General features: G+C 62.1%; 22 protein-coding genes, 1 tRNA gene and 3 pseudogenes. 12 read left to right on the top strand and 14 right to left on the bottom strand.

The window, feature by feature from the left end; all coding sequences use genetic code 11:
• Window positions 1–12 precede the first annotated feature (12 nt).
• The 3 genes and pseudogenes from GVV86_RS18900 to GVV86_RS17940 form a co-directional block, all read right to left on the bottom strand.
• Window positions 13–135: a hypothetical protein gene (locus tag GVV86_RS18900; RefSeq protein ID WP_281406972.1), complete on the bottom strand. Its 123-nt coding sequence runs from the start codon at window positions 133–135 to the stop codon at window positions 13–15.
• A gap of 15 nt (window positions 136–150) precedes the next feature.
• Window positions 151–900, bottom strand: coding sequence for an NADPH-dependent F420 reductase (locus GVV86_RS17945; protein WP_159620262.1), 750 nt, complete (start codon window positions 898–900; stop codon window positions 151–153).
• Between the two features lie 142 nt (window positions 901–1,042).
• Window positions 1,043–1,120, bottom strand: a pseudogene (locus GVV86_RS17940) (mycothiol-dependent nitroreductase Rv2466c family protein); the annotation flags it as partial.
• 24 nt (window positions 1,121–1,144) lie between these two features.
• On the opposite strand from GVV86_RS17940, the pseudogene GVV86_RS18820 reads away from it, so the two are divergent.
• Window positions 1,145–1,312, top strand: a pseudogene (locus tag GVV86_RS18820) (IS481 family transposase); the annotation flags it as partial.
• Window positions 1,313–1,466: 154 nt separating this feature from the next.
• Here the strand turns inward: GVV86_RS18820 and GVV86_RS17935 are convergent.
• Window positions 1,467–1,790 carry a hypothetical protein gene (locus tag GVV86_RS17935; RefSeq protein ID WP_159803610.1) on the bottom strand — a complete coding sequence of 108 codons (324 nt, stop codon included), beginning with the start codon at window positions 1,788–1,790 and terminating at the stop codon, window positions 1,467–1,469.
• Between the two features lie 45 nt (window positions 1,791–1,835).
• Between GVV86_RS17935 and GVV86_RS17930 the strand changes: the two genes are divergently transcribed.
• Complete coding sequence (locus GVV86_RS17930) at window positions 1,836–2,312, top strand: MarR family winged helix-turn-helix transcriptional regulator (RefSeq protein ID WP_159803609.1); 477 nt, start codon at window positions 1,836–1,838, stop codon at window positions 2,310–2,312.
• Between the two features lie 329 nt (window positions 2,313–2,641).
• On the opposite strand, the gene GVV86_RS17925 is transcribed toward GVV86_RS17930, so the two are convergent.
• The 5 genes from GVV86_RS17925 to GVV86_RS17905 all read right to left on the bottom strand — a co-directional run bounded on the left by GVV86_RS17925 (window position 2,642) and on the right by GVV86_RS17905 (window position 13,046).
• Complete coding sequence (locus GVV86_RS17925; RefSeq protein ID WP_159803608.1) at window positions 2,642–2,953, bottom strand: hypothetical protein; 312 nt, start codon at window positions 2,951–2,953, stop codon at window positions 2,642–2,644.
• Window positions 2,954–2,986: 33 nt separating this feature from the next.
• Window positions 2,987–4,861 (bottom strand): hypothetical protein, encoded by a 1,875-nt coding sequence (locus GVV86_RS17920; RefSeq protein ID WP_159803607.1) that lies wholly within the window; start codon window positions 4,859–4,861, stop codon window positions 2,987–2,989.
• The gene (locus tag GVV86_RS17915; RefSeq protein ID WP_159803606.1) at window positions 4,855–8,907 is read right to left on the bottom strand and encodes a PDDEXK family nuclease; all 4,053 of its coding nucleotides are present in this window, start codon (window positions 8,905–8,907) and stop codon (window positions 4,855–4,857) included. The genes GVV86_RS17920 and GVV86_RS17915 overlap by 7 nt, the downstream gene beginning before the upstream one ends.
• Window positions 8,908–8,909: 2 nt before the next feature.
• Window positions 8,910–9,422, bottom strand: a complete 513-nt coding sequence (locus GVV86_RS17910) for a recombinase family protein (RefSeq protein ID WP_159803605.1) — start codon at window positions 9,420–9,422, stop codon at window positions 8,910–8,912.
• A 597-nt stretch (window positions 9,423–10,019) separates the two neighbouring features.
• Entirely contained in the window at window positions 10,020–13,046 is a 3,027-nt protein-coding gene (locus GVV86_RS17905; protein WP_159803604.1) for a hypothetical protein, read from the bottom strand.
• A 221-nt stretch (window positions 13,047–13,267) separates the two neighbouring features.
• Here GVV86_RS17905 and GVV86_RS17900 point away from each other — a divergent pair, with 221 nt between their 5' ends.
• Window positions 13,268–14,296 (top strand): hypothetical protein, encoded by a 1,029-nt coding sequence (locus GVV86_RS17900; protein WP_159803603.1) that lies wholly within the window; start codon window positions 13,268–13,270, stop codon window positions 14,294–14,296.
• A 91-nt stretch (window positions 14,297–14,387) separates the two neighbouring features.
• Here GVV86_RS17900 and GVV86_RS17895 read toward each other — a convergent pair whose 3' ends face one another.
• Entirely contained in the window at window positions 14,388–15,455 is a 1,068-nt protein-coding gene (locus GVV86_RS17895) for a DUF4238 domain-containing protein (RefSeq protein WP_159803602.1), read from the bottom strand.
• Window positions 15,456–15,706: 251 nt separating this feature from the next.
• On the opposite strand from GVV86_RS17895, the gene GVV86_RS17890 reads away from it, so the two are divergent.
• Complete coding sequence (locus tag GVV86_RS17890; RefSeq protein WP_159803601.1) at window positions 15,707–16,030, top strand: histone-like nucleoid-structuring protein Lsr2; 324 nt, start codon at window positions 15,707–15,709, stop codon at window positions 16,028–16,030.
• A gap of 310 nt (window positions 16,031–16,340) precedes the next feature.
• Here the strand turns inward: GVV86_RS17890 and GVV86_RS17885 are convergent, their stop codons facing one another.
• Complete coding sequence (locus GVV86_RS17885; RefSeq protein WP_159803600.1) at window positions 16,341–16,643, bottom strand: hypothetical protein; 303 nt, start codon at window positions 16,641–16,643, stop codon at window positions 16,341–16,343.
• Between the two features lie 580 nt (window positions 16,644–17,223).
• Between GVV86_RS17885 and GVV86_RS17880 the strand changes: the two genes are divergently transcribed.
• Together GVV86_RS17880 and GVV86_RS17875 are read left to right on the top strand one after the other, a co-directional pair.
• Window positions 17,224–17,439: a helix-turn-helix transcriptional regulator gene (locus GVV86_RS17880; protein ID WP_159803599.1), complete on the top strand. Its 216-nt coding sequence runs from the start codon at window positions 17,224–17,226 to the stop codon at window positions 17,437–17,439.
• Window positions 17,440–18,636, top strand: coding sequence for a tyrosine-type recombinase/integrase (locus GVV86_RS17875; RefSeq protein ID WP_159803598.1), 1,197 nt, complete (start codon window positions 17,440–17,442; stop codon window positions 18,634–18,636).
• Window positions 18,637–18,797: 161 nt separating this feature from the next.
• On the opposite strand, the gene GVV86_RS17870 is transcribed toward GVV86_RS17875, so the two are convergent.
• Window positions 18,798–18,870: transfer RNA gene (locus tag GVV86_RS17870), tRNA-Ala, on the bottom strand.
• A gap of 252 nt (window positions 18,871–19,122) precedes the next feature.
• Between GVV86_RS17870 and GVV86_RS17865 the strand changes: the two genes are divergently transcribed.
• From GVV86_RS17865 to GVV86_RS17850, 4 genes are read left to right on the top strand one after another with little or no spacing between them, the layout of a single operon-like run.
• Entirely contained in the window at window positions 19,123–19,398 is a 276-nt protein-coding gene (locus tag GVV86_RS17865; RefSeq protein ID WP_159803597.1) for a ferredoxin reductase domain-containing protein, read from the top strand.
• Window positions 19,377–20,906, top strand: a complete 1,530-nt coding sequence (locus GVV86_RS17860) for a DHA2 family efflux MFS transporter permease subunit (RefSeq protein ID WP_159803596.1) — start codon at window positions 19,377–19,379, stop codon at window positions 20,904–20,906. The genes GVV86_RS17865 and GVV86_RS17860 overlap by 22 nt, the downstream gene beginning before the upstream one ends.
• A 35-nt stretch (window positions 20,907–20,941) precedes the next feature.
• Window positions 20,942–22,417: a S10 family peptidase gene (locus tag GVV86_RS17855; RefSeq protein ID WP_159803595.1), complete on the top strand. Its 1,476-nt coding sequence runs from the start codon at window positions 20,942–20,944 to the stop codon at window positions 22,415–22,417.
• Window positions 22,418–22,472: 55 nt separating this feature from the next.
• The gene (locus GVV86_RS17850) at window positions 22,473–22,613 is read left to right on the top strand and encodes a hypothetical protein (protein ID WP_159620322.1); all 141 of its coding nucleotides are present in this window, start codon (window positions 22,473–22,475) and stop codon (window positions 22,611–22,613) included.
• 104 nt (window positions 22,614–22,717) lie between these two features.
• On the opposite strand, the gene GVV86_RS17845 is transcribed toward GVV86_RS17850, so the two are convergent.
• Window positions 22,718–23,212, bottom strand: a complete 495-nt coding sequence (locus GVV86_RS17845; RefSeq protein ID WP_159803594.1) for a DUF456 domain-containing protein — start codon at window positions 23,210–23,212, stop codon at window positions 22,718–22,720.
• A gap of 111 nt (window positions 23,213–23,323) precedes the next feature.
• Between GVV86_RS17845 and GVV86_RS17840 the strand changes: the two genes are divergently transcribed.
• Window positions 23,324–24,244, top strand: coding sequence for a hypothetical protein (locus tag GVV86_RS17840; RefSeq protein ID WP_159803593.1), 921 nt, complete (start codon window positions 23,324–23,326; stop codon window positions 24,242–24,244).
• A 102-nt stretch (window positions 24,245–24,346) separates the two neighbouring features.
• Here the strand turns inward: GVV86_RS17840 and GVV86_RS17835 are convergent, their stop codons facing one another.
• Entirely contained in the window at window positions 24,347–25,258 is a 912-nt protein-coding gene (locus GVV86_RS17835; protein WP_159620328.1) for an SDR family oxidoreductase, read from the bottom strand.
• 404 nt (window positions 25,259–25,662) lie between these two features.
• Between GVV86_RS17835 and GVV86_RS17830 the strand changes: the two are divergent.
• Window positions 25,663–25,929 (top strand): annotated as a pseudogene (locus tag GVV86_RS17830) (acyl-CoA desaturase); the annotation flags it as partial.

Raw genomic sequence — 25,929 nt, 5'->3', positions numbered from 1 at the left:
TTGGGCCGGCTGCTACCAGGAAACGTTGCCGTTCTCGTCCTGCAGCGTTCCGGTGGGGCCGTCCGCACCAAGGGTCGCAAGGCGGACCACGACGCGGGCGGACTCCTCCACCGGCCGGCCCACTCCGCGCAGCACTGTCCTGGAGGGCGCTCAGATGGTGTCGGGGAGGCGGCCGCCGGCGGTTCCGCGGACGGCGCTGGCGAGCAGGTCGGCAGCACGCTGCCGTGACATCGGGATAACCGGTGCTGCCCGAAGCCAGGCGAACAGCTGATCCAAGGTCATCCGTTCGGCGGGCCATTCCGGCATGTACGGCTTGACGTAAATCGGAGTGAGGGGTTCTCTGCGCCAGCTGTCGCCCAGCCTGCCGGCGTCCAGTGCATCGTAGCCAAGCGTGTCCAGCAGGTCCATGACGCGTGCTTTCGCTGCTGCGTCGTCACCGCTGACCGGCAGGGTGCTCCGCTCCGGGTCGCCCTTCGGACGAGCACCGTTGCCGAGACTTGCGAAGGCGATGTTATTGAAGGCTTTCACCACAAACGATGATGCTAGATGGGCCTGGACCAACTCACTGGAAGTTGAGGCATTCTCATCAAGAACCGCAATCTGCCCGTCGCGTTGCGGGTAGTAGTTGATCGAGTCGATAACAATCTTTCCCGCCAGAGCGTCAGCGGGCAACTGCTTGTAAGCGATAAGGGGGACGGACGCGATCACGATGTCAGCCTCACGGGCGACGTCGGTGACCGATCCCGCACGGGCGAGAGGCCCCAGATCCTGGACCAGATCCTTCAGGGTCTCAGGACCCCTGGAGTTACTGATCATGACGTTTAATCCGGCCGCAACGGCAAGACGGGCAAACGTTTCACCCATCGTTCCCGAACCGATAATGCCCAGTGGAGATGTCATATTCATATCTTTCTAACAGAAGGAATCAGTTGAACCGGACAAGCAATCGCAGAAGCCGGAAGCCACGCCCGTCGAATGCCGTCAACCAGTCCAACAGTCCTTCGATAGGTTTTATTCCGATCGATCCACAACATTCGGATCGAACCGGCCCGAAGAAGGCCGTGCCGTTGAAAGCAACGACCGGGGTGCCAACCTCGTCACCGACGCGGTCGATACCTTGTGGGATGCACGCAGCTGCTGCGGCGCGCCCGGGGAGCTGGTGCACCTGGATGTGAAAAAGCTCGGCCGGATCCCCGACGACGGCTGGTGGGCCCATCGGCGCTCCGAGGAGGTGAGGGTCCGGGGCATTGGGTATGACTTCATCCACGTCGCCGTCGATGACCACACGCGGATTGGCTATGGCGAAGTGCTGCAGGCCAAAGGGCCTTCGTAGTGGAGCTTAGGGGAATCGAACCCCTGACCTTTTCTCAGGGGACGGCTTATTCCAATGCTTGCCGAAGCCTGTCATTGTGCCGAAAATCCCCGGAATCTAGGCGTTTTTGGTGACCTGCGAGGTCCACGACATGTCATCGTATTTCATCGTTTCCGTGTGGTAAACGTGTGACGGATTCTGCACTTCTCTCACCAGACGCACCGGGGGCGATGAACACCAGGGCAAAAAACACCCCAATGTTCCACGCCCCCAGCACCGCCGAGCGCCACCACCAGCGTCCCCGGGGACGACGGCGGACGACGAGCAGCAGCAACAGCCCGGCCGGCAGGGAGCGCAGCACCGCAGCCAGCAGGGGCCGTTCCGGCGGCAGCAGCTCGGACGCTACGAAGTACGTGGTCCCCCAGATGCAGGGCGCGACAGTGGTGAGGAGCAGGACAAGCAGTCGATTGCTAAGCACTTAGTTTAAATAGCTTAGCGCTTAGTTAAAAGCTGGGGTAAAGGCATGACCGATCATGTGGAGCAGGTGCTGGCGGAGTGGAAGCGGGAACGCCCGGATTTGGATCCGTCACCGATGGCGGTGATCGGGCGGCTCTCCCGAGTGACACGCCGGGCTGGGGACCAGCTCGCCCGGGACTTCGCCCGCCACGGTATCGATGCCGCAACCTTCGACGTGCTGGCCACCCTGCGCCGCTCCGGGTCACCGTTTTCCCTCAGCCCCAAGGACCTGACGTCCAGCGCCATGGTGACCTCCAGCGCCATTGCCCAGCGTTTGAACAAACTCGAGGCTCAGGGCCTGGTGACCCGCTCCCCCAGCGACGCCGACGGACGGGCAAAACAGGTCCGCCTCACCGACCGGGGACGGCATCTGGTCGATGCCATCCTCCCGGACCACCTCGCCACCGAACGCGCCATCCTCGCGTCGATGAGCCCGGAACGGCAGGCGCTGTTGGCCTCACTTCTTGCAGAACTGGATCAGTGAGCATCCCCCTGAACTCCACAACCCCGCTGAACCAATGCCCGGCCGCCAAGTGGCATCTACCCGCGCCGCAGGCACCTGAACTGCAGGGATGAAGGCAACCCGTAGCATCCAGCACTGCGGGCTCGCACATCATCCTTCAGGACCCACCGTCGCACTGAGGGATCGGTCATCTTGCGCGAGTGAGCCCCAGGCGGGCACGCACGAGAAGGATCTTTACGCGGTGGTCGGTAGAGGGAGACTGTGCCGCGTCCCGGTGGGTCTCACGGCGGGCAGATGGAGTGGCCGTTGGTGGTCGTACAGCCCATCTCATCGAAGGACCCGTTCTGAGTTCACCCGGCCGGGGCGTCTGCGACCACCGTGGTCGTTACGGCGCTCCATGAAGTGATGGTGTTGGCGGGAATCCCGCCATGGGCGGTGAGCTCCGTCCTTCGCTCGCCGATGAACAGACCGGTGTCGGGGTCGACGATGATGTCCTGCCGAAAGTTGCCGTTGATCTCTACCCGGCCGATCGCTGTGCCCGTGCAACCATCGAGGGTCGCCTGGTCCTCGACGAACTCGACGCCAGGAATGAGCGCTGCCGCCTGGTACAGGGATGCCCACACGTCGGCGGGGAGCACTCCCGAGCGCAACCGGTCGGCCATGAAGACCAGAGCTTCTCCATCTCGGGACGGGAGTCAGACCCAGTGCCAGCTCCGCCGACGACGTAGGGGGCGACGTGCAGCTGCGAGTGGCTCGCGAAGCATGGAGCGGTCCGCATCGCTCTCTTTCCCGATCGGCATTGCACAGAACAACCCGGCCAGGCGGATCAACACGGCTGCCTCGGAGGGGGCGAACTCGAACTTGAAGCCGTGAGCCGCCATGTTCCTCAGATTCATTCCAGGGTCGAGGAGAGTTGTGCGGAGGGCACGCACCCAATCCGCATCCAACTCCAGTTCCTCTAGCTTGTCGACGTAAAAGTCCATGGCCGGGAATCTGCCGGGTGAGGTGCCCCGCTCCACCCGGTAGATTGGCTCGTCTAGCAGCAGGAGGAGGCGTCGTGCGCCGGCTTCCACGAGCGCGATGGCGACGCGCGCAGAGTCGGAAAATGCGCCAACCCAGTGAAGGTGAAGTGTGTGAGCGAACTGATAGGCATAGTCAAGGTCGCACCCGAACGTCACCGAAACCCAGGACGCGATCTCGGTCCTGGGAGGCTTGCCGAATCTGCGCTCAATCTCCTTCAGCTCGAGATCAAGGAGGATCCCACTGGCGCCGATCGCAAACTGTTCGGTTCGAACGAGCTCTTCCTCGTCAAAGTCCCCATCCCGACGTTCGGGGAGTCCATGGGACCCGAAGGTGACTCGGGATACGAGCCTACGAATGCTGCCCGCCGACGAGGCGCGGGAGGACGCCACATTCTGCTGGTAGTCCCCCGAGGGAGACTTCGACGCTAGAAAGACGCGTAGCGCCTGACGCCAGTCAGCGCTGAACTTGTAGCGTCTCACGTGACTCCGCAAAGCGCTGATGGGCAAGGTGACCGTCGACTCGTGCGCCTCCCAACCCATTGACTCGGCCGGGATCGATTGCATGAGCCGAACAGCTCGATCGCGTGACTCCGTGTCGCCGTAGCGACTGGCGAGATTGGACGCCTCGGTCGCCCAGTGCATTTTCCGGAAGCCGGCGTCTTCCGATTCGGCAGTCGCAATGTACATAGCGACCTGCTCCCGTGTGGCCGCGGTCCTCTCGGCGCCTGTGGTGGCTAGGTTGCGGCGGCAGTCGGCGATCCAGTCCGCTGACGTAGGGTCTACATACGACGACGCAGCAAGGTCGAGAATTGATCGGATCTGAGTACGTTCCCCATTCATCATCGCGTACGTCGCGGGAGCGGACGAAAGCGGTATCAGAACTCGGGCGACGACGCCGTCGGGCATATGAGCGCCGACTGCCGCGGCGGCGAAAGTGAGCGCCTCTGATCGAACGGCCTCTTCTTGTGGCATTCGGCGACGTCGGGCGATCGTGTTTGCTCGAGCAATTGCGAGGGCGCGGTGGAGAGGATCGAGCGATAGATCAGCGCAGAGAGCGGTGTAGCAGCTCACTGTTCGCGTTGCGTGGTCGACTCCCGCCTCCGCGCGGGCGGTTAGGAGCGCGTCGCAGATGAGAGCGGAGAGGATGGGGAGCTCCGTGTGCGTCAGCATGGATCGCCACAGTGCGTGGGACTGGTTGGTTGCGTCCCGAATCGCTCGAACGCGCAGCCCGGTACGTAGTCCCGCAACTGGGGTGAGCTCGACGCTGCCATCTGCCGCCTCATCGTCCAGTTCGAACCCGAGCAGAGTCGTTGTCTCTGCCTGGAGCGCTGCAGGCATCCCCGTGAATTCTGCGTCCGAGTGGCAGGCCAGGGAAATCTCCAAGGGATCGCTGGCGTTCGCGCCGAGGCGGTCCAGGATTCGGGTGACGATTTCACTGTCGCCCTCGCTATAGGAGTACATGTCGCTGATTGCTCCGTCTGGATTGACATGGTCGGGAACTGGGGTTGTCGTGTCGTCGCGGTTCGAATCGCCGCTGAGGGTTACCAATCTTCTTCCCGTTCCGTGACACGAAGCTCATCTATTGTTTTCTGAAACAATTCGGCGGCTTGGCCCAACTGCGCGTGGAGGTGCTCGGACGTCGCTCTGTGCACGGCGCCTGCGCAGGCGTCTCGCGCGGCGTTGAGCTCAGCCGACTCATTTCCAGCCCATCCCCAGGCTGTCAGGCTCATGCCTCGCCGGAGCTCGAGTAGGACCTCGTCGAGCACGTCGCTGGCCTCGGCTCGCCCCACACAGGCATCTGCCAGCTCGAGGCTGCTTGGTACCCAGAGCTTTATCGACCCGAGCAGCCGCACGAGCGTGATGAGCTTGTCTGGGCTCAGGCGTGGGACGCGGGTGGTCAGCGATCGCGCTTGGTTTGGAGTAAGCCGGTCGTTCAGTGCGGCTGTCACGACTTTTCCAAGGACGTCGGCCCCCTCTCGAAGGTTATCGAGAAGCCAATCCCCAAACGCATCTGCCTGCTCCTCAAACACGGGTCCGAGATCGGGGATGTCGTCTGGCGGCGTTTCCCCTTGACGACTCAGTTCCAGGAGGAAGTCGAGAGCGAGATCAGGATGTGCGCGGGCGGCGACCGTCACTATCTCTTGGGCAATGAAGTCGTTGAGTCCGGCACGTGCTGCGATCGATAGCAGGGCAGAGTGCGCGTCTCTGTCGCGCTTGATTGGAGCGGAAACGTGGTCGGACCGCCACGCGCCCGTGAGCGCGTTGGCCGCTGCAGGCGGGGAAACCTCGTGGGCGAGAAGGATTGCGGATGCTTTTTGCGGATTGGCGTCGAGGTACCACCCGGCCCCACCGAGAAAGGCCGTCGCAACCCGCGCCTCGGGATCTTCGATACCGGAGCGCCATATAAGAGTGAACGCGCCTGTGCGTGGCGTCCACGGCGTTCTGTCGACGAAAGCGGCGATCGCGAGTCTAACCCCGGTGCGTCCCGACGCGACGGCGTCCGAGGCCCATGTGAGCGCATCGTCTATTGCGTCGAGACTCCATTGGACGATGAGCACGGGGAGGTCTTGGTCCAGAGGATGATCATCCACAGCACCCGCTATCGTCCGCACGAGTTCGGGAACGAGCGCCGGCTGGATGCGGCCGAGGGCTTCCCACACTCCGTGGAACGACGGATGTTTGCCGAGTTGCTGCGCTTCGGCGCTCAGCTCGCCGAGCAGGCCGACCATTCGAGGCGCTTCACGGAAGCTCAGAACTCGCCGAGCGAGGGCTTCATCGACAATTGAGATCCGGTCGCGCCTGGATTCGATCTTTGCCCTCGCTCTGGTCTGCCTGTCCTCGTTTCGCTGTGCGTCTGTTAGTTGCTCGAGCTCGCTGCGGCGTGCGTTCCTCAGCATCTTGAGTTCTTCAATATCGGGAAGGCGGTCGAGCTTGCCGTCAACAAGTTTCCATGGCGACCCGATGACGCGGTCAGCGAGTGCATCTCGGATGTCTTCGGAGCTGTCGAGCTGGTGCTGAAGGGAGAGTGCCGTGTGCTGAAGGAGCAGCGACTCGGCGTGCTCGGCGCTCCAGTCGACAGCGTGCCTGATAGATCGTCGAATTGTCGCGAATTGAGTTTGCGCGGCGATGGCCGCGAGCGTCCTCAGCGTTGCGAGGTCGTCGTCCTCCCAAGAGAGTACAGCGCCCGCACTTACGGCGTTTCCGAAATAGCCGTGGGGAGCGCGCAGGGCGTCTTGCAGCAGATCAACGGCAGCCCCGGCTCTCTTTAGGCGACTCGACGTTCCCTGCTCGAGTAGCAATGTCCGGATTTGGTCGCGCGCGGGCCGCATTGCGGTTTCCGAGATCAGGTGAGCGTGGAACGACATCTCGTAGAGGGCGGATTGAACGGTTTCGAGTTCTTCCTTCACAAGGAGCGGCTTGAGAGCTGACAGCGCGACGACAGCTTCTGCATCGGGGTGTGTTGCGCAGTACTCCTTCACGCGGGCGACGATGCGGGTCGGGTAGGTGAGGTCGGGGAGTGTTGCGAGATTGCTCAGCTCGTCGGAGAGGATTCGGCTGGCATGACTTGGGTGCGAATGCGGGGGGCGTGAGTCAGCGCAGGCAAGCGCTAGTAGCGCGTCGACTGCGGTCTCAAGGGTGCTGGGGTCGTTCACCGCTGCCTGCCCGTATAGCTTCGGAAGTTTCGCGCGCACGTCAGCCCGACTGGTGCGGCGCGAGTCGGGCCATACGCGTCGGTAGAGCCGGTCGTCCTCATTCTCTGGGTCGTCCATCTCCGGCATCTGGGATGCGTCGTCAAGGTCGAGTCGTGCTCGTACGTTTTCGAGTGCCGCGACGAGGGGTACGGGTTGTGTGGCTGCGAGGGGCGCGATCTGATCGAGCTCCCGGCTTAGGCTCGAAGGGTAGGGGGAGCTCAGTCGTTTTCGAATCGCGCCCCATATCGGTGCCATGATCGCTGGACCTCCCCGTCGCCCAATTCGCCAATCGAGTTCTCCGAGGGTGATGGCCAACCGTTGGTAATGCGCGGGCCCGAACGTGAACCAGAGCTCGGCGACGAACCCTGTATCGAGGCGTTCGATCACAGCGACGTCCTCGACGATTTGGTCGGCCAACACGTCGGGTACGACACGGAGTCGATCGTCGTGATCCAAGATCACTCCGCGATCGATTAACTGTCGTGTGAGCCGCGCCAGCTGGATCACGCTGAGTCCGCAGAACTTCGCAATCTGCGCCTGTGCGTTTTCAGCCTGCCCGGTCGCCGGCTGTAGGCAGGCATAGGTCGCGATAACGCGGTGGACCGTGTCCCTGTCGAAGCCTTCGAAGCCGTCCGGGATCATCACCTCCTGGTACCGAGCAAGAACGACGTCACGCAGGCTGTCATTGACCGCTATCGAGCCACTGATCTGTCCCTTCCGGATAAGGCTGGTCAAGATAACGACGACGTGCGGACTGTGCCGCGCCTGCCCTGCGAGGTAATTGCGCAGCCCGAAGCTCGGCTTAATGTCGACTGTCAGGCCCGTGACAAGCTTCCTCGCCGATTTCAGGTCCAACTCGCCAACGGGGATCAGGAGGTGCTCGTCGGGACCGAAGGAGGCGCGGGCGACCGCGCCCTGGATAGCAGGAAGACCACTGGGCCGGGTGGCAAGAATCAGCTGCAGCTCTGGATGGCTGCGCGCGAAAGCGAGCAACGGGTCTAGTGCGGGCGGGTCGTTGTGCGCGTCGTCGATCACGAGAATGCCTGAGCCGGGGCGGAGCTCGTTCATCGCCGCGGCATCGAAGACGCGATTTGGCGCAAGGCAGACGATGGCGCGGCTCGGAGCACGCTCGACTTCGGCGGTGAGTGCTTCGACCAAGAGACGAGTTTTGCCGCGACCTCCTGGTGCGCTTATGACCAGGATCTGCGGCGTCGTATTGTCCGATTGGTCCAACGCTCGTGCCATTCGATTCATCTCGTCGTTGCGGCCCACCAAATCCCCGAGATCGTTGAGGACGGAGTCAGAGTTCAACCGAGTCATCTTGAACTGGTCGAAGAGGATCAGGGCATCACCTGGCGCGGCCACGAACTGTCGTCGTACCTGCGTGCCCCAGAACCGCTCGATGATGTCTTGTTGCGTTTGCTTCGGGAGCAACCGCAGCATCTCGGTGAGCGTTTGCCGATCTAGGAGAGTCCATCGGGGGTGCTCGAGAATCTCCTCGCGCGCCTGCACGGTGGCAATTCCGCCGTACACGAGATAGAACTCGTCGGCTTTGTCGAACCGCAGAGCTCTGACGGCCGCTTGAACGTCGCCGCGTGAGAGCTTCTTGAGCTGCTTCACCTGCCAGGCTGCGGGAGTGCCGTCGTTGAAACGTCCAAAGAAATCGATGCCGTCCTGCTTGTCGCCGGAGACACCCCAGCGTTCGACATGCTGCACATGGCGGACGGCGGTACCAAGCAGGCGTTCCGAGAAGAGGAGAACTTCGATGAAGTCCTCCAGCTCTGTGTCGGTCAACCACGGCGTCGGCAAGAGTTTTGGTTGCTTGTGAGCTGTGAGCCAATCCCACGCGGACTCCCGATTTGCGGGACTTTCTACCTTATTAACGCCGTCTTGTTCTGTCACTCTCAACGCTCCGTCGTTGTCGCGAGTAGACGGTAGAAGGTGCTTTGATCGATGCGAGAACGTCGAGTTACCTCGGCCTTCGGCACTCCTGTATCTTCCAGCCCCCTGATTTCGTCAAGCTGCTGAGGCATGAGCTGTGAGCCAGGACCCCGACACTTACCAGCAGCGTTCTGGGCAAGCTGAAGTCCTTCGGCTTGGCGCTTTCGAATCAGTTCGCGTTTATATTCGGCGAACGAACCCAGCATGTTGAGCATTGGGTTCGCTAGAACATTGGACGGACCAGGCGAGTAGGTCGGTCCCTCCATGACGAATTTGACGGAAGCGCCGTTGGCGAGCACCTCGTCGATGATGGAGCGCAGGTCACCCACAGGCCAAGCGAGACGATTCATAGAAGGGACACGAACGACATCCCTATCGCGGACGTAGTGGACGCATTCCTTGAACACGGCTCGATCTTTGCCCGTCCCGCTGCTCAACTTCTGATCGATCGAGCTAACCCGGACGTATTCGACCACTTGCGTCTGTTGCGAAATCTCTAGACCCCCGCGCAGATATGTTGCATTGCTGTCCCGGAGACTCTATCGCCAACATACGACATCGTTCGTTCGGGCGCCGCACACGGGCATGCCTGAACGCGACAGTCAGTTAGAGGCGGAGTGCTGCCCGCGGTGGCGATACCCGCGTGATGCTTTGCGAGATGCTCGGCCTACCCGCAGGCTTCGTGCTGTTCGGCTCCTGTTGATTTATCCCGTGCGACGCCATTTGAGCGCCATCTGGTACCTGATCCACGCGCGGTTTCGCGGTGGAATCGCACTGGCGCCTCCACAGGACGGGGGAGGGCAAACCGGAGCTTCCGGGAAGTCGGTGAGCGACGAGCTCGGATTGGATGCGGCTGAAAGGGCAGTGCCATTGGTCTCCCTGCGGCCTTCGATTAGACGAGGTCAACCGTCGGCGAGCAGGGCTTCGTCAACATAAGTTGACATAATCTGATTTGTCGGCTTCTAAACCACGCGAGTAGAGGTAGCTGCCAAACCTACCGAGCATGGAGGAGCCATCGTTTCCGCAGGCCACGCGCGCTGCTTTGCATTGGTAACCGCCCCGGCGCTTTTCGGTCACTGGGCGGCCAAGAGATCGGCGTGAGGCACGTCTTGCATAAAGCCGTATCTGCGGTCCAGTAATCGGCGGACTCCGTTGATGTTTGGGGTGTCACGATCTATGTGGAGCCCTAAACGTTTCGCGACGGTAAGGGTCGCGAGGTCAAATGCCTCCCGGAGGCCGTCTTTTGAGAAGTGGTGAAGGGGAATATTTGGAGTTTCTGGGGTTTCGCGTCGGTGAATTAAGTCCGCAGTGACCCGTCGGAGCGCTTCCGGCGATGAGCTTTCCGGGCCGAGTTCACGCCGAATGCGGTAGTTAGTAGCCACATTGAAAATTGCCAGCAGCAGGTGCCAGTCCAGCCACCCCTCGTCTCGAAGTTCCACCAAAATCCTGCGGCACGTGTCGTTTCGCAGAATCCGCGCCACCGTGAAACTCACCAGAGTCGAAATTTCATAGCGTTCTTCAATCATTTCCCGCCATTCGGTCTCCAAAAAACCAGGTCCGTAGGAGGCTGGCTGCTCTAAGGCGCTGCTTGCAGGCGAAACGTAGTCTCCGGGGCCGATGACCTGGTGACCCACCTTGGATGCCATGAGATAGTGGCCCGTATCGAGCAGCCCGGCTATCTCATCGTAGGGCCGGCCGAAGGAGATTTGGTTGAGGAAGCCCCTGGCGAATGCATCCTCGAGCATGTCCAGGATTTGTTCCTGGGACAGGGCGCTCAATCGCATGAGGAGTATCCCGACAGCACCTAGAATTTCATGTTCCAGCGCTCCGGCATCCGCCTGGTCTGTGTAGGGCAACAGAGTCACGAGGGCTTTTAGCTGGTGGTTGTCAGGTTCGAACTCCACTCGCTCCTTATACTCAGGACCTGCCAGTTGGATCGTAATCGAGACGCTTTCGTCCAGGAGAACCGGGTCCTCAGTCGCAAGTTCACACAGAAGAATCTGCGCGGCCGCTGCAAACCTCTCGGCAGCAAGCACCGTTGCTCTGTCGTTCGGGCAGTTGATGGTCCAGTGCGTGCCAAGAGCTGAGAAGTTCAATGACCGCGTCGGCCCGGTGTCGCTGAACGGGCGTCCCCCGAGCTGTTCCGCGGAAGTTCTCGTGAAACTCACCTCGTCGCCTGCAAAGGGAAGTTCCAGCTGATCGACTAATTGCCAGATCATTTTGTCGTAGTCGGTTGACGACAGAAGATCCGTGAGTGTTTCCACCAGCTCCGGCCTGAACTTCCTAGCCGCCATGCAAATCATGCTTTGGTGATAGTCCAAGCCGATCAACTCCGGATGTTGCTCACGGTCAAACGCATCTTCTGCATAAATTCCATGTGCTTGTATTGCAAGTTGACTCAAGGCCGTGGCGTCCACCCACGCTCCCGCAGTGTAGCAATGATGGAACGCCAGAATCAGGCTGGTGCCGACCAAATCCATGTCTTCGGAATCCGGAGAAGAAACTGCGACGGACCCGGCAGTCAGGGCATATTTCTTGGCCGCGTGTGGAAGCTTCAGGTCGGCGTAGACGCCGGCGATAGTGAGCATCGCCAGAAGAGAGCCGCGAAGTGTGTCGCCGTGGAACCAGTTAATCTTTGCCTTGTGAAACTCCCTGAGAGCCAGAAGGGGTTTGTCGGAATTGATAAGGGAAAGCGCACGGTTCCTGCAGCGCTCGGCGACAGCGTTGTCTCCCTCAACAGAACCGATCGCCTCGTCCAGAGCGTTCCTGATCCCCTCATAGTCCGCGTGTGCTGCCAGCACAGGACTGAATGCCTCGAACAGATCGCAGATTGTCTGCACAGGAAAAGCACGAGCGATCGGCAGGAGCCCGGCAAGATCGCTGAGCGTGCTCATCAGTGGTTCCAGCCGAATGCCCAGTTCCTCAGCTGATCCCGCCTCGCTGAGGATCTCTTCAAAACTCATTTCTGCCCCGGTCTTGACCGGAGCATTCGGATTTCGCGCCATGCCGGTGACGTCGGGATGGAACAGGATATGCGCCCGAGCCGCAAGGAAGTGCGCAGTCGTATTTGGGTATACGCTTCGGTCAGTCTCAGCCAGGAGAGCATCGACACGGCCCAGGATCCGTTGCAGTTGGGCCATAAGGTGTTCCGCAGTGGTCGTGGCCAATCCACGAGCCCACGCCCCCTGCCAATAGGAGATGAGAGCGCTGGCGTCGCTCAAGTCACTCGATGCCGAGCTCGCCGCCGCGTAGTCGATAAACTCATCGATGTACTCTTCAACATTCCTCAGGGTCTCCATCCCGCGCAAAGTGGCGACGACGATTTCGTACCGCGCTTTCATCTGCACGTCTTCGGAGACCGTGCCTTCCGGACGTGAATCCAGGAAAGCTCGCGCGTGTTGAAGCCATTCTGCCAAGTCGTTCCGGGCCTCAGGATGCTTTGTAGCGTGACGGAGCCCGGTCCGGACGGCCGCAAAATCGCCCGCGGTAGTCAGTGGCTCGTCCGATTCCCTGACTTTCCGCAAGAGGTCCTGATACCACTGGGGAAGCTCAGGATCATTCGCCGGCACCAAGTTTGAGGGCAAATCAAGCATCTTTTCAGCGACCCAGATCAAATCCTGCTCGGCTAGGAGTGTCGATATCGCCATTGAATCAAAGATCTCAAGATCGACGCCATGCTGTTGGCGAGCATACTCCTGAAGTTCATGCCGGATGTTCACGGGCATGTTCTGTGCCATGAAATAGGCGACCCTGGCGACAGGCTGCCCTTGGGAGGTGATCTTTTCGAGATCGGCTCTGACCTTCGCACTCAGGCCGGTGCGCTGAATCGTGCAGGCAAGAACGAGAGGTTCTGCGGTGGCCCTGCCAACAAATCCCCCGGCTCCGGGCAGCTCTTCGGGCAGCGCGGAAAAGAACGTCTCTCCATCCCGCCCCTGGTCCCCGCCACTGCTTACAGGCCCCGTTGCCGGGAGGATGTTGCTGCTGATCCGCCTCTGAGCAATTCGAAAGCAGATGTTCTCAAAGTCGTGGTGCCGGTTCTGAGCACCGAGCTGATCCAACTGGAAACGAATGAACGTTTCGGTTTCTACACGCGTGACCATCCGTCCATCCTGCCCTACCGAACGGCGAGGACCGGAGCGCCACAGTCAACGAACCTGCCCGGGACGGTGCGTCCTAGTCAATGTATCGCTGCCAAAATTCAACAGTTTGCCAGTCCTCCGCCTGCTGCCGGTGACTATGGCTGATCGGACCCTGCGACTCGAGATGCGCCGAAACGCTAGTTGAGATCAGCTCGAAACGTAGTTCGTGACAGGATGCTGACATGAAAATTATCTTGTCTCACCCGTATGCAGGGGCGTTGCTGTGGTGGATGCAAAGTGGCAATGAGTGGTCGGACCCGAAAGTACCCCAGCATCCCTATTACCGTCACCTTTACGGAAACGTAGATAAGTTCAAAGACTTGGCTCTTGCCTGCACCGTGGTCTTCGATGAGATTGTAATGGCGGCTGCTGACTTTGGTTACCCGGACTCCCAGGTCACAGACGATTACCGCAAAATCCATATACCATCTCTGTCGCTAAGTGCAGACTGGGATCCAGTGTACGAAAGTCAGACGCTAACTAGGCCCATTGTGGGAGATCTGCTTCGAGACCCCGTGATCGCTCGGATTATTTCGAGGGTTCCAAAAAACCTCAAAAGCCGGGTTATTGAAGACTGCATAGCGGACATTCTATTGATGCGGGAATATGAGTGTCCCCTGATCTCCTCAGTGGGGCGAAGGGGGCTCGTCGTAAGACTGCTTGAGCTTGACGTTGTGGCTGCTAGTTCTACCTCCTCAAGCATTTACCTGCCTAGCGGACAATCACTAGCCGACGAACTATCGGAAACGTTCAACGCAGATCAATTGAACAGATACGTCGAGATGGTCGGACTCATGTTCAGAAGCCCCGACGTTGCGTCGCTGTCAAATATCAAGTCGAATGACAAGATCCGCGCATATGCTTCTCGCTTTCAGGACGTCCTCGTCGACAACCCCTCCGGAGGCGAAGATCACTTGTTAGAGGCCATTTCTGATGCATGGAGGAACCGAGAATTGGCAGAAAAGGTAAAATCTGGCTTCAGCATGGCCGGACGAGGACTCACGATCTTGGGTCTAATACCGGTGGTTGGAACGGTTTCAGGAGTGATAGGTTTGGGATCTGAAGCCAGTGAGATAGCAGCTGATCAATTTGCAAAGCGGCATGCGTGGTATGAATTGGGGCCGGAAATCATCCGTTTGGAATCTATGGCGTCTTTGGAAAATTACATGGCAAGCGCCGCCTTCCAGCGACTATCGCCAAAGGAACGCTAGTGAGATTTTTGGGACGCATAGAATTGAACTTTTTAGTACTTCGCTGAAGTGAAGCCTTATCTCACGATGGCGGCATTGCTTTGTCGCATCGTCACTCCCATCGGAAAGACCGTCCCGGGATAGGCCAAGGCATATCACTTAGGGAGAACGAGTTCTTGTCAGCGTCTGTGCATCCATACGCGGTGTGATCCAAAGAACTGAACGCGTCGGCGGTTCCCACCTGCGCTGGAATCTGCACCGGCCCGATCTCTCGTAAGCGTGGTTCTGGCCATTCTCCCTTGAACAGCCTACTCACGCGGTCATCGGGGTGTGAGTAGACACTATTCCTCGCATTGAGCACTGTTCCTCGGTTCAGGGTATCTGCAGTATCTTTTTGAACGCTCGCGGCCGCGTCGGGGCCCGCCTCCCGAAACATGACAAGTCCAAGCTTTCGCGAGAGGGGCATTGCGATCACAGGGCTGTCGGCTAGGCCGCCGCCTCCCCCGAAAGAATTGCTGCCGTCGGAGAGGAGTGTGATGGGGTGATCTGAAAGCAGCAACGAATGGTGCTCAAAGCGGAGCAACATCCACTGTCGTTGCTCCAGCATGGCTGTGGCTTCTATCAGTACGCGGTCAAGAGTCGTCATGTGGTCGGCAGAATCGGGCTCAATGGATGTACCGTAATCAGCGGTCAAGTCGTCCCACTCAGCGTCGAGGCGATGGTCAGACACTTCAATGTTTTCTCTACTCTCAATGAAGTCACGCAGGCCGTCTTTTCCCATAAGGGTGACCATCACCCGGTACATCTGAGATTGCACTTGATGGACTTGGTTGCGGCTTCCCTCGGTACGGAGGTACTGCGCGGCAACCCACATCGCGAAACCGACTCTCTCGTCCGAATCACGTGGCAACGGACTGCCCCGATGGAGTCCTCGAAGTGCCGTTGCTGCGACGTGCTCGATGCGACTGAAAACTTGTTCCCACCAGTCGGTCGTGTAACCGTTGCCCAAGTTCACCGTATAGAAATCCTTTATGACTGTGGCGTTGCTCGTCGAAACCAGGAAGTTCTCTTTCCCTGGGAGTACTGTTCGACGAAGACGGCCGCCGTCGTCAGCGAAGCCTTTGAGGTAGAACTTAGAGACGACGTGGTGTCGTCGGATTCGCTTGCTTTCACCGGTCACTGAGCCACAATATCCCGGAGAGTTCCGAGCAGCACCTGGGGTTGCCTCGCGGACCGTTAAGCTCCGCCCTTCCAGACCTTCCGAAGAGAGAATTCTGCGGTCGAAGACGCGGCTCAATCACCGTCTATGGCCGACTATGGTGCTTCGATGGCGTGGGTTATGGCGCTAGATACCGCACTACTCGGGGGTATGCTCGCGGGCGCTAGAGTGCTATTGGGGTTAATGACGTCACAACCAATGGACACGTACACGTGGCACAGCGGGTACAGATACAACTGGTCGATGATCCCTCCGGTGAACAGGCCGACGAAATGGTGCGGTTCGCCCTCGACGGTTCGGGCTTTGAAATCCATCTCACAGCAGAGCACGCCTCAGAGCTCCGCGGGCGCCTTGAGCGCATTGTGACCAACGCCCGGCGCACCCGCCCACCAGCAGGCTCTACCAAACCGGCAGCTGACACCCGCGAACGGACACAGCGAATCCGCTCCTGGGCACTGGACAACGGTTACACCCCCAGCGGCCGGGGACGCATCAGCAAGGAGATCGAACAGGCATACAACGCCGCCCATGGCTAGCCGGCCCGGGGAGCGCCAAGGACAAAAGACGGTATCCGACACGCCTTACGGCCTGGCGCCAGCCCCACCTCCTGCTCGGGATGAACCCGGCCGGTGGCCAGATAGCATCACCCCATTAGCTGGAGGTACAGGCGGGCGATTCGTATGGGGGAACAATGACAAGGCTTCTGCGCGCTTCAATTTCTGACCCGCCACCCGGGGCCCGCCCGAGGGCCGCACCAGACCGGTTCGCAACTGCACGCTCGATCCCCATCGGGATCACCGCCGCCGCAGCCGTAGTAGTCGCCCTAACGGGGTGTGCCGCACCGCCTCAAACCGCGCCTCCGGAGACGTCGAAGACACCGGCCCGATGGACGCGGAGGGCCAGCGCGTGACCGCGGCCTTCCCGGAACCCCTGCAGGAAGGAGTCCACTGGCCGCGGACCGGAATCGACCTCACCGATCCAGCCGTGAACCCTGAACAGACCGGCCAGGTGGTGGCGCATGCCGGTGTCCAAGACGAGTTCATTGCCGCGTACTGGTTGTACGCGTGGATGGACTTGTACCTGCAGTCCCTGAACAATCAGAACCCCGCAGAAGCGCGACGACGCGGTCGCGAACATCGGAAAGTACACCTCCCTGCCCGCAGTGAAGGGGTACCTGCTCAACCCCGAGCACTTCGAAACGGACATTGTCGCTCCCGCCCGGCGCGGTGACTCCACCACGATCAGGGACTACTACAAGGGCTGCCGGGCCCTATAAGCCGTCTACTTCGGTAGTGCCCGCACCAGGGGCGTCCATTGGAAGTTATCTGGCAGCACGCGGATTGTCATTGACGCTGCGCCGAAGGACCGACCAGCGGCAAGGGCCTGACCGGAAATTGTCTGTTCCCACGAACCTCAGTGTCTATCCTGGGCGCGTCCAGCCAAGAGCGACCGCCGCTATACCTGCAGCCCTCGCCCGGCCAGGCGATGCATCCAGCCCTAGCGCACCACCCACCTCACACCTCTGGCATCAAAGGCAATCGCCGTGAGTGCCGACTCACGTCCAGTCATATCGCACGTCGGATTGCACCCTTCCCGAGCACGTGCAGGGCCCCGGTGGCGCCGCTGGCGGCAACCTTTCAAGTGTCCGTCATGCCGTGCCGACCCCCTACTCCCATGAACTGGAAACAGACCTTGCCCTTGGGTCGGCAACTACGACGGAAAGAATTTCATGACTACCACCCCAGAGAGCAGCAACACTGAAGAAGCTGCCGACGATCAGTGGCTGACCCCGAGGGACATTTGCACCCAGCTACAGATCCCAGAGCAGACGTTCTACCAGTGGCGGGTCAAACACCTCGGCCCCCGCGCGTATCGAATCGGAAGGCATCTTCGAATCAGCCGCACCGACTACGAATCCTGGCTGTCTTCTCGATTGGAAACCTAGATGTCTCCCAGGCCTCCTCTGCCGCTTGGAACATGGGGGAAGATCAGCCGGAAAAAACACCCGAATGGCCGCTGGCGTGCGACGACAAGATACCGCGACACCGACGGCATCACCCGCACTGCGGAAGCTTGGGGAACCAGCGGAGCCGCCGCCGAGCGAACCCTTGTCACTTCATTCCAAGATCGGCGAGCCCCTACCTCAAGTGAAATTTCCAGGACTACTCGGCTATCCGAGCTCAGCGATCTGTGGTTCGAAGAAATTGAAAACAATGGTCGCGCGGGCCGAAGGACCATCGATGGCTACCGTGACACCTACAGGCGTGTCATCGAACCCGCACTGGCCGGGCTCCGGCTGCACGAGCTGAGCACCGGCCGTTTTGACCGGTTCCTCAAAAACGTCGCCGCAGACCACCCTGCCACCGCACGTCATTCCAAAATCATTCTGACCGGCATGATCGGTCTCGCGCTCCGGCACGATGCCCTGCGCAGCAATCCAGTCCGGGATGTCGGAGCCATTCAAATCGCCAGGAAAGACGTCAAGGCACTGTCAGTCCAAGACGTTCAGAAGCTCCGGACTGTCATTGCCGGGTGGCAAAAGGACCCCGCACACCAGGGACGGCCACGCGCGGCAGACCTACTGGACGTTCTCGATATCTTTCTTGCCACGGGCGCCCGAATTGGTGAGGTCCTGGCCATCCGTTGGCAGGACGTCGATCTCCATGCGGAACCGCCCACCATCACCATCTCGGGAACCGTCGTCATGGAGAAAGGCCGCGGCGCCTACCGGCAAGACCATCCCAAGACAAAAGCGGGCTTCCGCACGATGAGGGTGCCGCCCTTTGCCGTGCAGACACTCCAACGCAGGTATTCGGCCGAGCAGCCCAAACCCGAAGACATGCTGTTTCCGTCCTCCACGGGGACAGTGCGCAGTCCCCACAACTTCCGCAGGCAATGGCGGGACGCCCGCGCGGGATCGCCCTACGAATGGGTAACCCCGCATGTCTTCCGTAAATCAGTTGCCACTCTCATCGACCAGGAGTACAGCTCCAGGCAAGCTGCCGCCCAACTGGGTCATTCCGGGACGGCAATCACAGAGAAGCACTACATCGCCAAGGCGTCCGAGTCACCGGACCTCACGGCGACCCTCCAAAAGTTCGGCACGGAGTCGCCACTCGGTCCGGAACACCTGTACATGTGAATGGCAGCTACCACAACGAAAGTTCGGGACGGACGGAACTCAACGCCACCGGCCCAACCCAACGGCGACGAAAGCGTGTGGTTTCCGTGTGGTTGAGCCTTCGCGAGAGAGGAGAAAAGCCCTTCATCCCGACGTTTCCGCAGGCCAAAGGGCCTTTGTAGTGGAGCTTAGGGGAATCGAACCCCTGACCTTTTCATTGCGAACGAAACGCTCTACCAACTGAGCTAAAGCCCCGACCCCCTCACTCTAGCGAATAGTTCCCGCTTTGCTCAAAGCCGGTCGGCAAGCGCCGCCCGCGTGCTCTCTCCGGGCTCCGACATCCGGTGCCGGCGGGAAGGTGCTCCGTGAGGCGGACGTGATGGGTGCCGTCGAATTTCTACACGTTGTAGAAATTGGCGAGAGTTGAATCAGTCCCCGCCGACGACGGAACCCTTAGGCAGGTCACTGCCAAGCGCGAACGCCCCGCAGTGGGCCCCCAGGGGTGAGGTGTCGGCCGCCATCCATGACCGCTTCACCATCGATGACTGGGTGCAGGTCTCCGCTCCGTTCGGGGAGGTGGTACTGCAGCCCTCCGACCGGCCGCTCGTCCTTGCCAGCGCCAGCGCCGGCGTCGGCGTCGGCGTCGGCGTCACCCCGCACGCCGGCATGCTGTCCCACCTGGCCCGAACCAGGCCCACCGCTGTCGGTGGGGCCGGGAACCGCCGCGGGTTTCGTCGGCCCACAGGAGTAACCTGTGAACCATGCCCCGCGACGAATCGGTAACCGCCCAGCCGACTTCCGAGGGCGGGGACATCCGGCCCTGGCCCGCTCTATGGTCCCTGGTGATCGGGTTTTTCATGATCCTCGTCGACTCGACAATCGTCTCGGTGGCGACCCCTGCCATCATGGCGGGCCTCGGCGCGACCCTGGACGAGGTCATCTGGGTCACCAGCGCCTACCTGCTGGCGTTCGCCGTGCCGCTGCTCATTACCGGCAGGCTGGGTGACCGCTTCGGTCCGCGCCGGATCTATCTCGTGGGGCTTGTGGTCTTCACCCTTTCCAGCGCCTGGTGCGGGCTCGCCGATTCGGTCGGAACCCTCATTCTCGCCCGCGTCCTCCAGGGTCTCGGGGCCGCCTTCATGACCCCCCAGACCATGTCGGTGATCACCCGCATCTTCCCGCCGGAACGGCGCGGCGCCGCCATGGGACTGTGGGGCTCGGTGGCAGGCGTGGCCACCCTCGTCGGTCCGGTCCTCGGCGGCATCCTGGTGGACAGCCTGGGATGGGAGTGGATTTTCTTCATCAACCTCCCGGTGGGAGTGGTCGGGTTCATCCTTGCCTACCGGCTCGTGCCGCGGCTGAAGACGAACAGCCACCGCTTCGACCTCCTGGGCGTGCTGCTCAGTGCGGCGGGGATGTTCTGCCTCGTCTTCGGCATCCAGGAGGGGGAACTGTACGACTGGGGCACCATCGCCGGGCCGGTGACCGTATGGTCCCTGATCATTGCCGGGCTGGTCCTCCTGACGGCCTTCGTGCTGTGGCAGCGCCTCAACCGGGCGGAACCGCTGCTTCCGCTGCGGCTGTTCCGGGACCGCAACTTCTCCCTCGCGAACACCTCGATCACCGCCATGGGTTTTTCGATCACCACCATGGCCCTGCCCCTGATGCTCTACGCCCAGAACGTGCGAGGGCTCAGTCCCACGCAGGCGGCTCTTCTGCTTACGCCGATGGCCGTGGTCTCCGGCGTCCTTGCTCCATTTGTGGGCAGGTTCGTCCAGCGCAACGACCCGAAGCTCATGGCGGTGCTCGGCTTCGCCGGGATGTCGGCCGGCCTGTTCTGGCTTGGCGCGATTCTCACCCCGGATGTCCCACTGTGGCTGATCCTGCTTCCGGTCTCGCTTCTCGGATTCTCAAGCGCTGGCATCTGGGCCCCGGTCTCCCTCACCGCCACCCGAAACCTCGACCCTTCGCTGGCCGGGGCCGGCTCGGGCGTCTACAACACCACGCGGCAGGTCGGCGCGGTGCTGGGCAGCTCCGCCATCGCGGCGATGATGCAGGCCCGGCTCAGCGCCAACCTCGGCGGCGGATCCGCGGACGCCGGGTCGGCCCTGCCCGAGGCGGCCCAGGCCGGCTACGCGCTCTCCATGGGGCAGGCCCTCTACCTGCCTGCCGCCGTCATCCTCATTGGGCTGGTGGCCGCGCTGTTCTACGCGCGGCCGCAGCAGGGCACCGTCTGGTCGGGCGAGGCCCTCAAGTCCGCCCGGCGTCCCACCCAGCCCGTGGACTCCTAGTGGTTGCCTGAATCAACCACGGTTAGGCTCGTGCCATGGCTGATGATCCGACAGAAACCCCGACTCCCGCCGACCCGCCCACCGAATCGAAGGACGTCAGCGACGACTTCGTCTCGCGCGGCCATACCTCGCCGTCGGGCCTGAAGTACACGACGGCCACCGGGCGGCTCGTGCTGCGCCGGGAGGAAATCAAGGACGGCCGGGCCGACGGCTTCCGGCCCAAGGCCGAAATCTTCCTGGCCGCATACACCAAGGACGATGGGGAGCCCGACCGCCCCGTGACATTCGCCTTCAACGGCGGACCCGGGTCCTCCTCGGTGTGGCTCCACCTGGGCCTGCTCGGGCCCCGGCTGGTGGACGCCGGCGACGTCGGAGCGATGACCCCCGCCCCCTTCGGGCTTGTCGACAACCCCGAGTCCCTGCTCGAAACCAGCGACCTCGTGATGATCGACCCGGTCAACACGGGCTTCTCGCGCGTCGTGGAAGGGGAGAAGACCGACGAATTCCACGCCTTCATCGAGGACCGGGACCTCGTCGCCGAGGTGATCCGCCTCTGGACCACCCGCAACAACCGCTGGTTGTCCCCCAAGTACCTTGTCGGAGAGTCCTATGGCACGCTGCGTGCGGTCGCCGTCGCCGGCCGCCTGTTCGACGCCTATGGGATGGCGGTGAACGGCCTCGGCCTCATCTCCACGGTGCTCAACATGTCGACCCTGCGCTTCTTCCCGGGTAGCGACCTGCCCTACGCCCTCCACCTTCCCACGTACGCCGCCATCGCCCACTTCCACGGCCGCCACAACGGGCGGGACCTGGCCGAGGTGGTGCGGGACGCCGAGCAGTTCGCCGCCGCGGATTTCGGCTATGCCCTCACCCAGGGCAACCGGCTCACCCAGGCCGAGTACGACGACGCCGTCGCCCGCCTGGCTGCCATCACCACCCTCGACGAGGCATTCATCCGCCGCACCAACCTGCGCTGGGACTACTCCGAGTTCGCCGCCGAACTGCTGCGCGGCGAGGGCCTGGCCGTCGGCCGGATCGATGGCAGGTTCACCGCCCCTCCCGAGAACCTCCAGAGCTCCGGCTCCTGGGACGATCCAAGCATGCGGGCGATCACCGGGCCCTTTGCCGCCGCGATGAACCACTACGTGCGCGCCGAACTGGGCTACGAGAACGACCTCCCCTACGAGATCCTCACCGCCAGGGTGCAGCCCTGGAGCTACCGAACCTTCGAGGGCGCGCCCGTCGATGTCTCGAACGTGCTCGAGCGCCTCCTCGTCCACAATCCCGCCCTTCGGGTGCACGTCGACTACGGCTACTACGACGGCGCCACTCCGCACTTCGCCGCCGAATACGTCTGGGCGCACATGACCCTCAGCGACCAGGCGAAGGCCCGCTTCTCGCACCACTTCCATGAAGCCGGCCACATGATGTACCTGAACCCGGAAGTGCGCCGAACGCAGTTGACGGCACTCCGGGGTTTCGTGGCGAACGGTCCCTCGACGGACGATTAGTCAGTAGGATTAGCATCGATGCCGATTCCGGCACCGGACGAAAGGATAAACCGTCATGCTCAAGCGAATCCTCTGGGCGCTGGCCCCCATTGTGGTCTCCAAGGTGATGCAGAAGCGCAGCGGCGCCCAGACCCGCCGCCCCGGCTCGATCAACCGGGCCGACAAGACCCGCTACGGGAAGAACTTCGGCAGGTAGCCCACGGCTCCCGGCCGCCCCTGGCAGCAAATGCACCCGATAACGACAAACGCACCCGAATTATCGGGTGCGTTTGTCGTTTTCGGGTCCGTTGGGCGCCGGCCTCAGGCGAAGTGCACCCAGACGCCAAGGATCCAGGTGGTGCCGGCGGCGAATGCGAAGCCGAGCTCGGCCAGGATGCCCAGCCCGGTGGCCTTCAGGGCCTGAAGGCTCGAGGACAGGGCGGACCGGGCGTTGCGCTGCCGCTGGTATTCGCTGGCGAACAGCCCCAGCGCGAACCCCAGGAACAACCCCACCACCGGGACCGCGAACATCCCCACCACACCGAGGATCAGCCCGATCGTCACCGAGCGGCCCGGAATCTGCTGGCGTTTCAGGGTCCTTCCGGTCAGGACCAGCCCGGAGAGCAAGCCGGCCACGGCGAACAGGGATCCCACGACGAAGACCACCCATCCCACGGTGCTTTCGACGGCGAAGGCCCACAGCAGCAGCGAACCGACGATCAACACGCTGCCGGGCAGCACCGGAACCACAACACCGGCAGTCCCCACCGCAATGAGCAGTCCGCTCACCACCGTCATCAACACCTGGAAGTCCATGTGCCCAGTCTCCCACCCGGGACCGGCGCGCCCCGACACGTGGAGTTCCATAGCGCGGCCTGCAATACTAAGGGAACTGAGTAATATTTGGTCTTGTAAATAGGAGGACGCATGAGTACGCCAGGAACAGGGGACACCGACGGAGCTCTGCGGCGCCCCCGCGGCACCGACCAGGAGCAGGGAGCGCACGCCCGCGGGAATGACGCGCAGCACTCCACCGGTGCGAGCAGCGTCGGCGAGGCGCCATCCGACGACACCGCGACCCGCGAACACACCCCCGCAGACCGGGTCGGCGACGCCGGGGCCGACGACACCGCCACCCGCGCGCACACCCGCGCTGTCCCCGTCAGTGCGACCAAGGACTCCGGATCCCACTCGCTGGATCCCGACGAGGATGCCCACCGCAACCGCGCCGACCGCCACTCCGTGGCCGACGACGCCATCCCGGCTGCCGCCGACCGCCGCGCACTTCACCAGCGCGAAAAGGAAGAGTTCGGCGGCATGAAGTTCGGCTCCGCCTTCTTCGGCTGGCTGACGGCCACCGGCATGGCGGTGCTGCTGACCGCCCTGCTCGCGGCGGCCGGCGCCGTTTTCAGCCTTTCGACGAACACCAACCTCAATGAAGCCGCCGACCAGGCATCCCGTGATGCCCAGACGGTCGGGGTCACCTCCGCGATCGTGCTGCTGGTGCTGCTGCTGGTCTCCTACTTCGCCGGTGGGTACGTCGCAGGGCGGATGGCTCGATTCGACGGCGCCAAGCAGGGAATCGCGGTGTGGTTGTGGGCCCTCATCATCGCCGTCGTCGTGGCCATCCTCGGCGTTATTGCCGGCAGTCAGTTCGACATCCTCGCCAACCTCAACAGCTTCCCGCGGCTGCCCATCAACGAGGGCGACCTGACCACCGCCGGGGTTATCTCCGTCGTGGTTGCCGCCCTCGCGGCGCTGATCGGCGCGATTCTCGGCGGCCTCGCCGGGATGCGCTACCACCGCCGGATCGACCGCGCTGACTACGACGAGCTCGGCCGCGGCTAGGCCGCCGAGACCTGCTTCGGCCTGCCGCCGGAGCAGCACAAAGCCCCGGGTTCCCAAGGAACCCGGGGCTTTTGTGTGCCTCACACCGCTGGGCGCTCAGCATCACGGCGAGGGCATCCCTCCGTTGACGTTGAGGGTCTCCCCCAGCACGAAGCTTGACTCCGCGGAGGCGAGGAAAACATACGCCGGTGCCAGCTCGACTGGCTGGCCGGCCCGCCCCAGGGGCGTGCTCTTTCCGAACTCCGGCAGGGCCTCCTTGGGCTGGCCGTCCGAGACCTGAAGCGGCGTCCAGATGGGGCCCGGGGCCACTGCGTTGACCCGGATGCCCTTGGGTGCGAGCTGCTGGGCCATTCCCTTGGTGAAGTTGTTGATCGCCGCCTTCGTGCTGGCGTAGTCGATCAGCGTCGGGGAGGGCTCGTAGGCCTGGATCGAAGTGCTGTTGACGATCGAGGAACCCGGCGGAAGGAACTTCAGGGCCTCCCGCGTAATCCAGAAGAAGGACTGGATGTTTGTCTTGTACGTGTGCTCGAGCTGCTCGTCCGTCAGGTCCTCGAGGGACTCGACCGCCACCTGTTTGGCCGCATTGTTCACGAGGATGTCGAGGCCGCCCAGCTGTTCAGCGGCCTGCTGCACCATGGATCGACAGAAGTCAGGGTCCTTGACGTCGCCGGGGAGCTTCACGCCCTTTCGTCCGCTCTCCTCGATCAGCCGGATCACGGTGTCGGCGTCGGGCTCCTCCTCCGGCAGGTAGCCGATGGCGACGTCGGCGCCTTCCCGCGCGAAGGCGATGGCGACGGCGGCGCCGATTCCGGAATCCGCACCGGTGATCAGGGCCTTGCGGCCCTCGAGCCGGCCGGTGCCGCGGTAGGAGGTCTCCCCGCGGTCCGCGTGGGGCGCGAGATCACGGTCCAGTCCTGGCTCCGGCTGGTCCTGCTTCGGCGGAGCGATGCTTTCGAACCGCGTCACGGGGTTCTGGAAGGTGTACTGGTCGCTGCTTGCAGAATGTGGATTCATTTTTCCTCCGTCGCCGGTTGGTTCCCGGGCCTCCGAGGCGACCCGGACGAAGGCGTTCGCCAGAAGCTAAGCCTGCTTACTACCTTAGGCCGCCCGGCGGGAGGGAGACAAGCGGCCTAGAAGACGGCGGAAAAGAACCCTGCACCCACGCTGAGGATCAGGGCCACGACGAGGAGCCAGACGATGGGGGTTCGGTACTTGGCAATGGCGCGCATAGCTCCCCAGTCTAGTGCCCGCTGTCCCGCCCGACACCACACCGGCACCCGCCTACCAGCCGAGTGGGGCAAAAGCAACCAGAGTGAAACAGCACACCCTTCGCACAGCCAGTACGCGTACAGTGAAAGAATCTGTGGGGCTCGCCCCAGTCGATGGCTGGGAAGCCGACCCAACCCCCAGGGATATTTATGAGCGTCACCACCGCCGGCCGCAAAGTCCGGATCGCCAAGCCCAATGACGTGGTTGCGTCGTATTCGGTGCTGCTGAAGCAGGTCCGGAAGGAGGGGCTGCTGACCCGGCGCCGGCGCTTTTATGTCTCGGTGTTCGTCCTGCTCACCCTGGCCATGGGGGCGGCCTGGACCGGGTTCGCCCTGCTCGGGGACACCTGGTTCCAGCTGCTGATCGCCGCGGCCCTGGGCGTGGTCCTGACCCAGACCGCGTTCCTGGCCCACGAG

Origin of the sequence: Arthrobacter zhaoguopingii (assembly GCF_009828595.1) — a bacterium.
Lineage (GTDB): Bacteria > Actinomycetota > Actinomycetes > Actinomycetales > Micrococcaceae > Arthrobacter_D > Arthrobacter_D zhaoguopingii.
Note: the sequence above shows the minus strand (reverse complement) of the source record. Positions and strands in the feature narration are given on the sequence as shown.

What these genes read in the sequence shown, in the direction of transcription:
- GVV86_RS17945 (WP_159620262.1), bottom strand. Translation starts at nt 900, where the DNA reads ATGACATCTCCACTGGGCATTATCGGTTCGGGAACGATGGGTGAAACG.
- GVV86_RS17930 (WP_159803609.1), top strand. Translation starts at nt 1,836, where the DNA reads ATGACCGATCATGTGGAGCAGGTGCTGGCGGAGTGGAAGCGGGAACGC.
- GVV86_RS17925 (WP_159803608.1), bottom strand. Translation starts at nt 2,953, where the DNA reads ATGGCCGACCGGTTGCGCTCGGGAGTGCTCCCCGCCGACGTGTGGGCA.
- GVV86_RS17905 (WP_159803604.1), bottom strand. Translation starts at nt 13,046, where the DNA reads ATGGTCACGCGTGTAGAAACCGAAACGTTCATTCGTTTCCAGTTGGAT.
- GVV86_RS17900 (WP_159803603.1), top strand. Translation starts at nt 13,268, where the DNA reads ATGAAAATTATCTTGTCTCACCCGTATGCAGGGGCGTTGCTGTGGTGG.
- GVV86_RS17880 (WP_159803599.1), top strand. Translation starts at nt 17,224, where the DNA reads ATGACTACCACCCCAGAGAGCAGCAACACTGAAGAAGCTGCCGACGAT.
- GVV86_RS17875 (WP_159803598.1), top strand. Translation starts at nt 17,440, where the DNA reads ATGTCTCCCAGGCCTCCTCTGCCGCTTGGAACATGGGGGAAGATCAGC.
- GVV86_RS17860 (WP_159803596.1), top strand. Translation starts at nt 19,377, where the DNA reads ATGCCCCGCGACGAATCGGTAACCGCCCAGCCGACTTCCGAGGGCGGG.
- GVV86_RS17855 (WP_159803595.1), top strand. Translation starts at nt 20,942, where the DNA reads ATGGCTGATGATCCGACAGAAACCCCGACTCCCGCCGACCCGCCCACC.
- GVV86_RS17850 (WP_159620322.1), top strand. Translation starts at nt 22,473, where the DNA reads ATGCTCAAGCGAATCCTCTGGGCGCTGGCCCCCATTGTGGTCTCCAAG.
- GVV86_RS17845 (WP_159803594.1), bottom strand. Translation starts at nt 23,212, where the DNA reads ATGGACTTCCAGGTGTTGATGACGGTGGTGAGCGGACTGCTCATTGCG.
- GVV86_RS17840 (WP_159803593.1), top strand. Translation starts at nt 23,324, where the DNA reads ATGAGTACGCCAGGAACAGGGGACACCGACGGAGCTCTGCGGCGCCCC.
- GVV86_RS17835 (WP_159620328.1), bottom strand. Translation starts at nt 25,258, where the DNA reads ATGAATCCACATTCTGCAAGCAGCGACCAGTACACCTTCCAGAACCCC.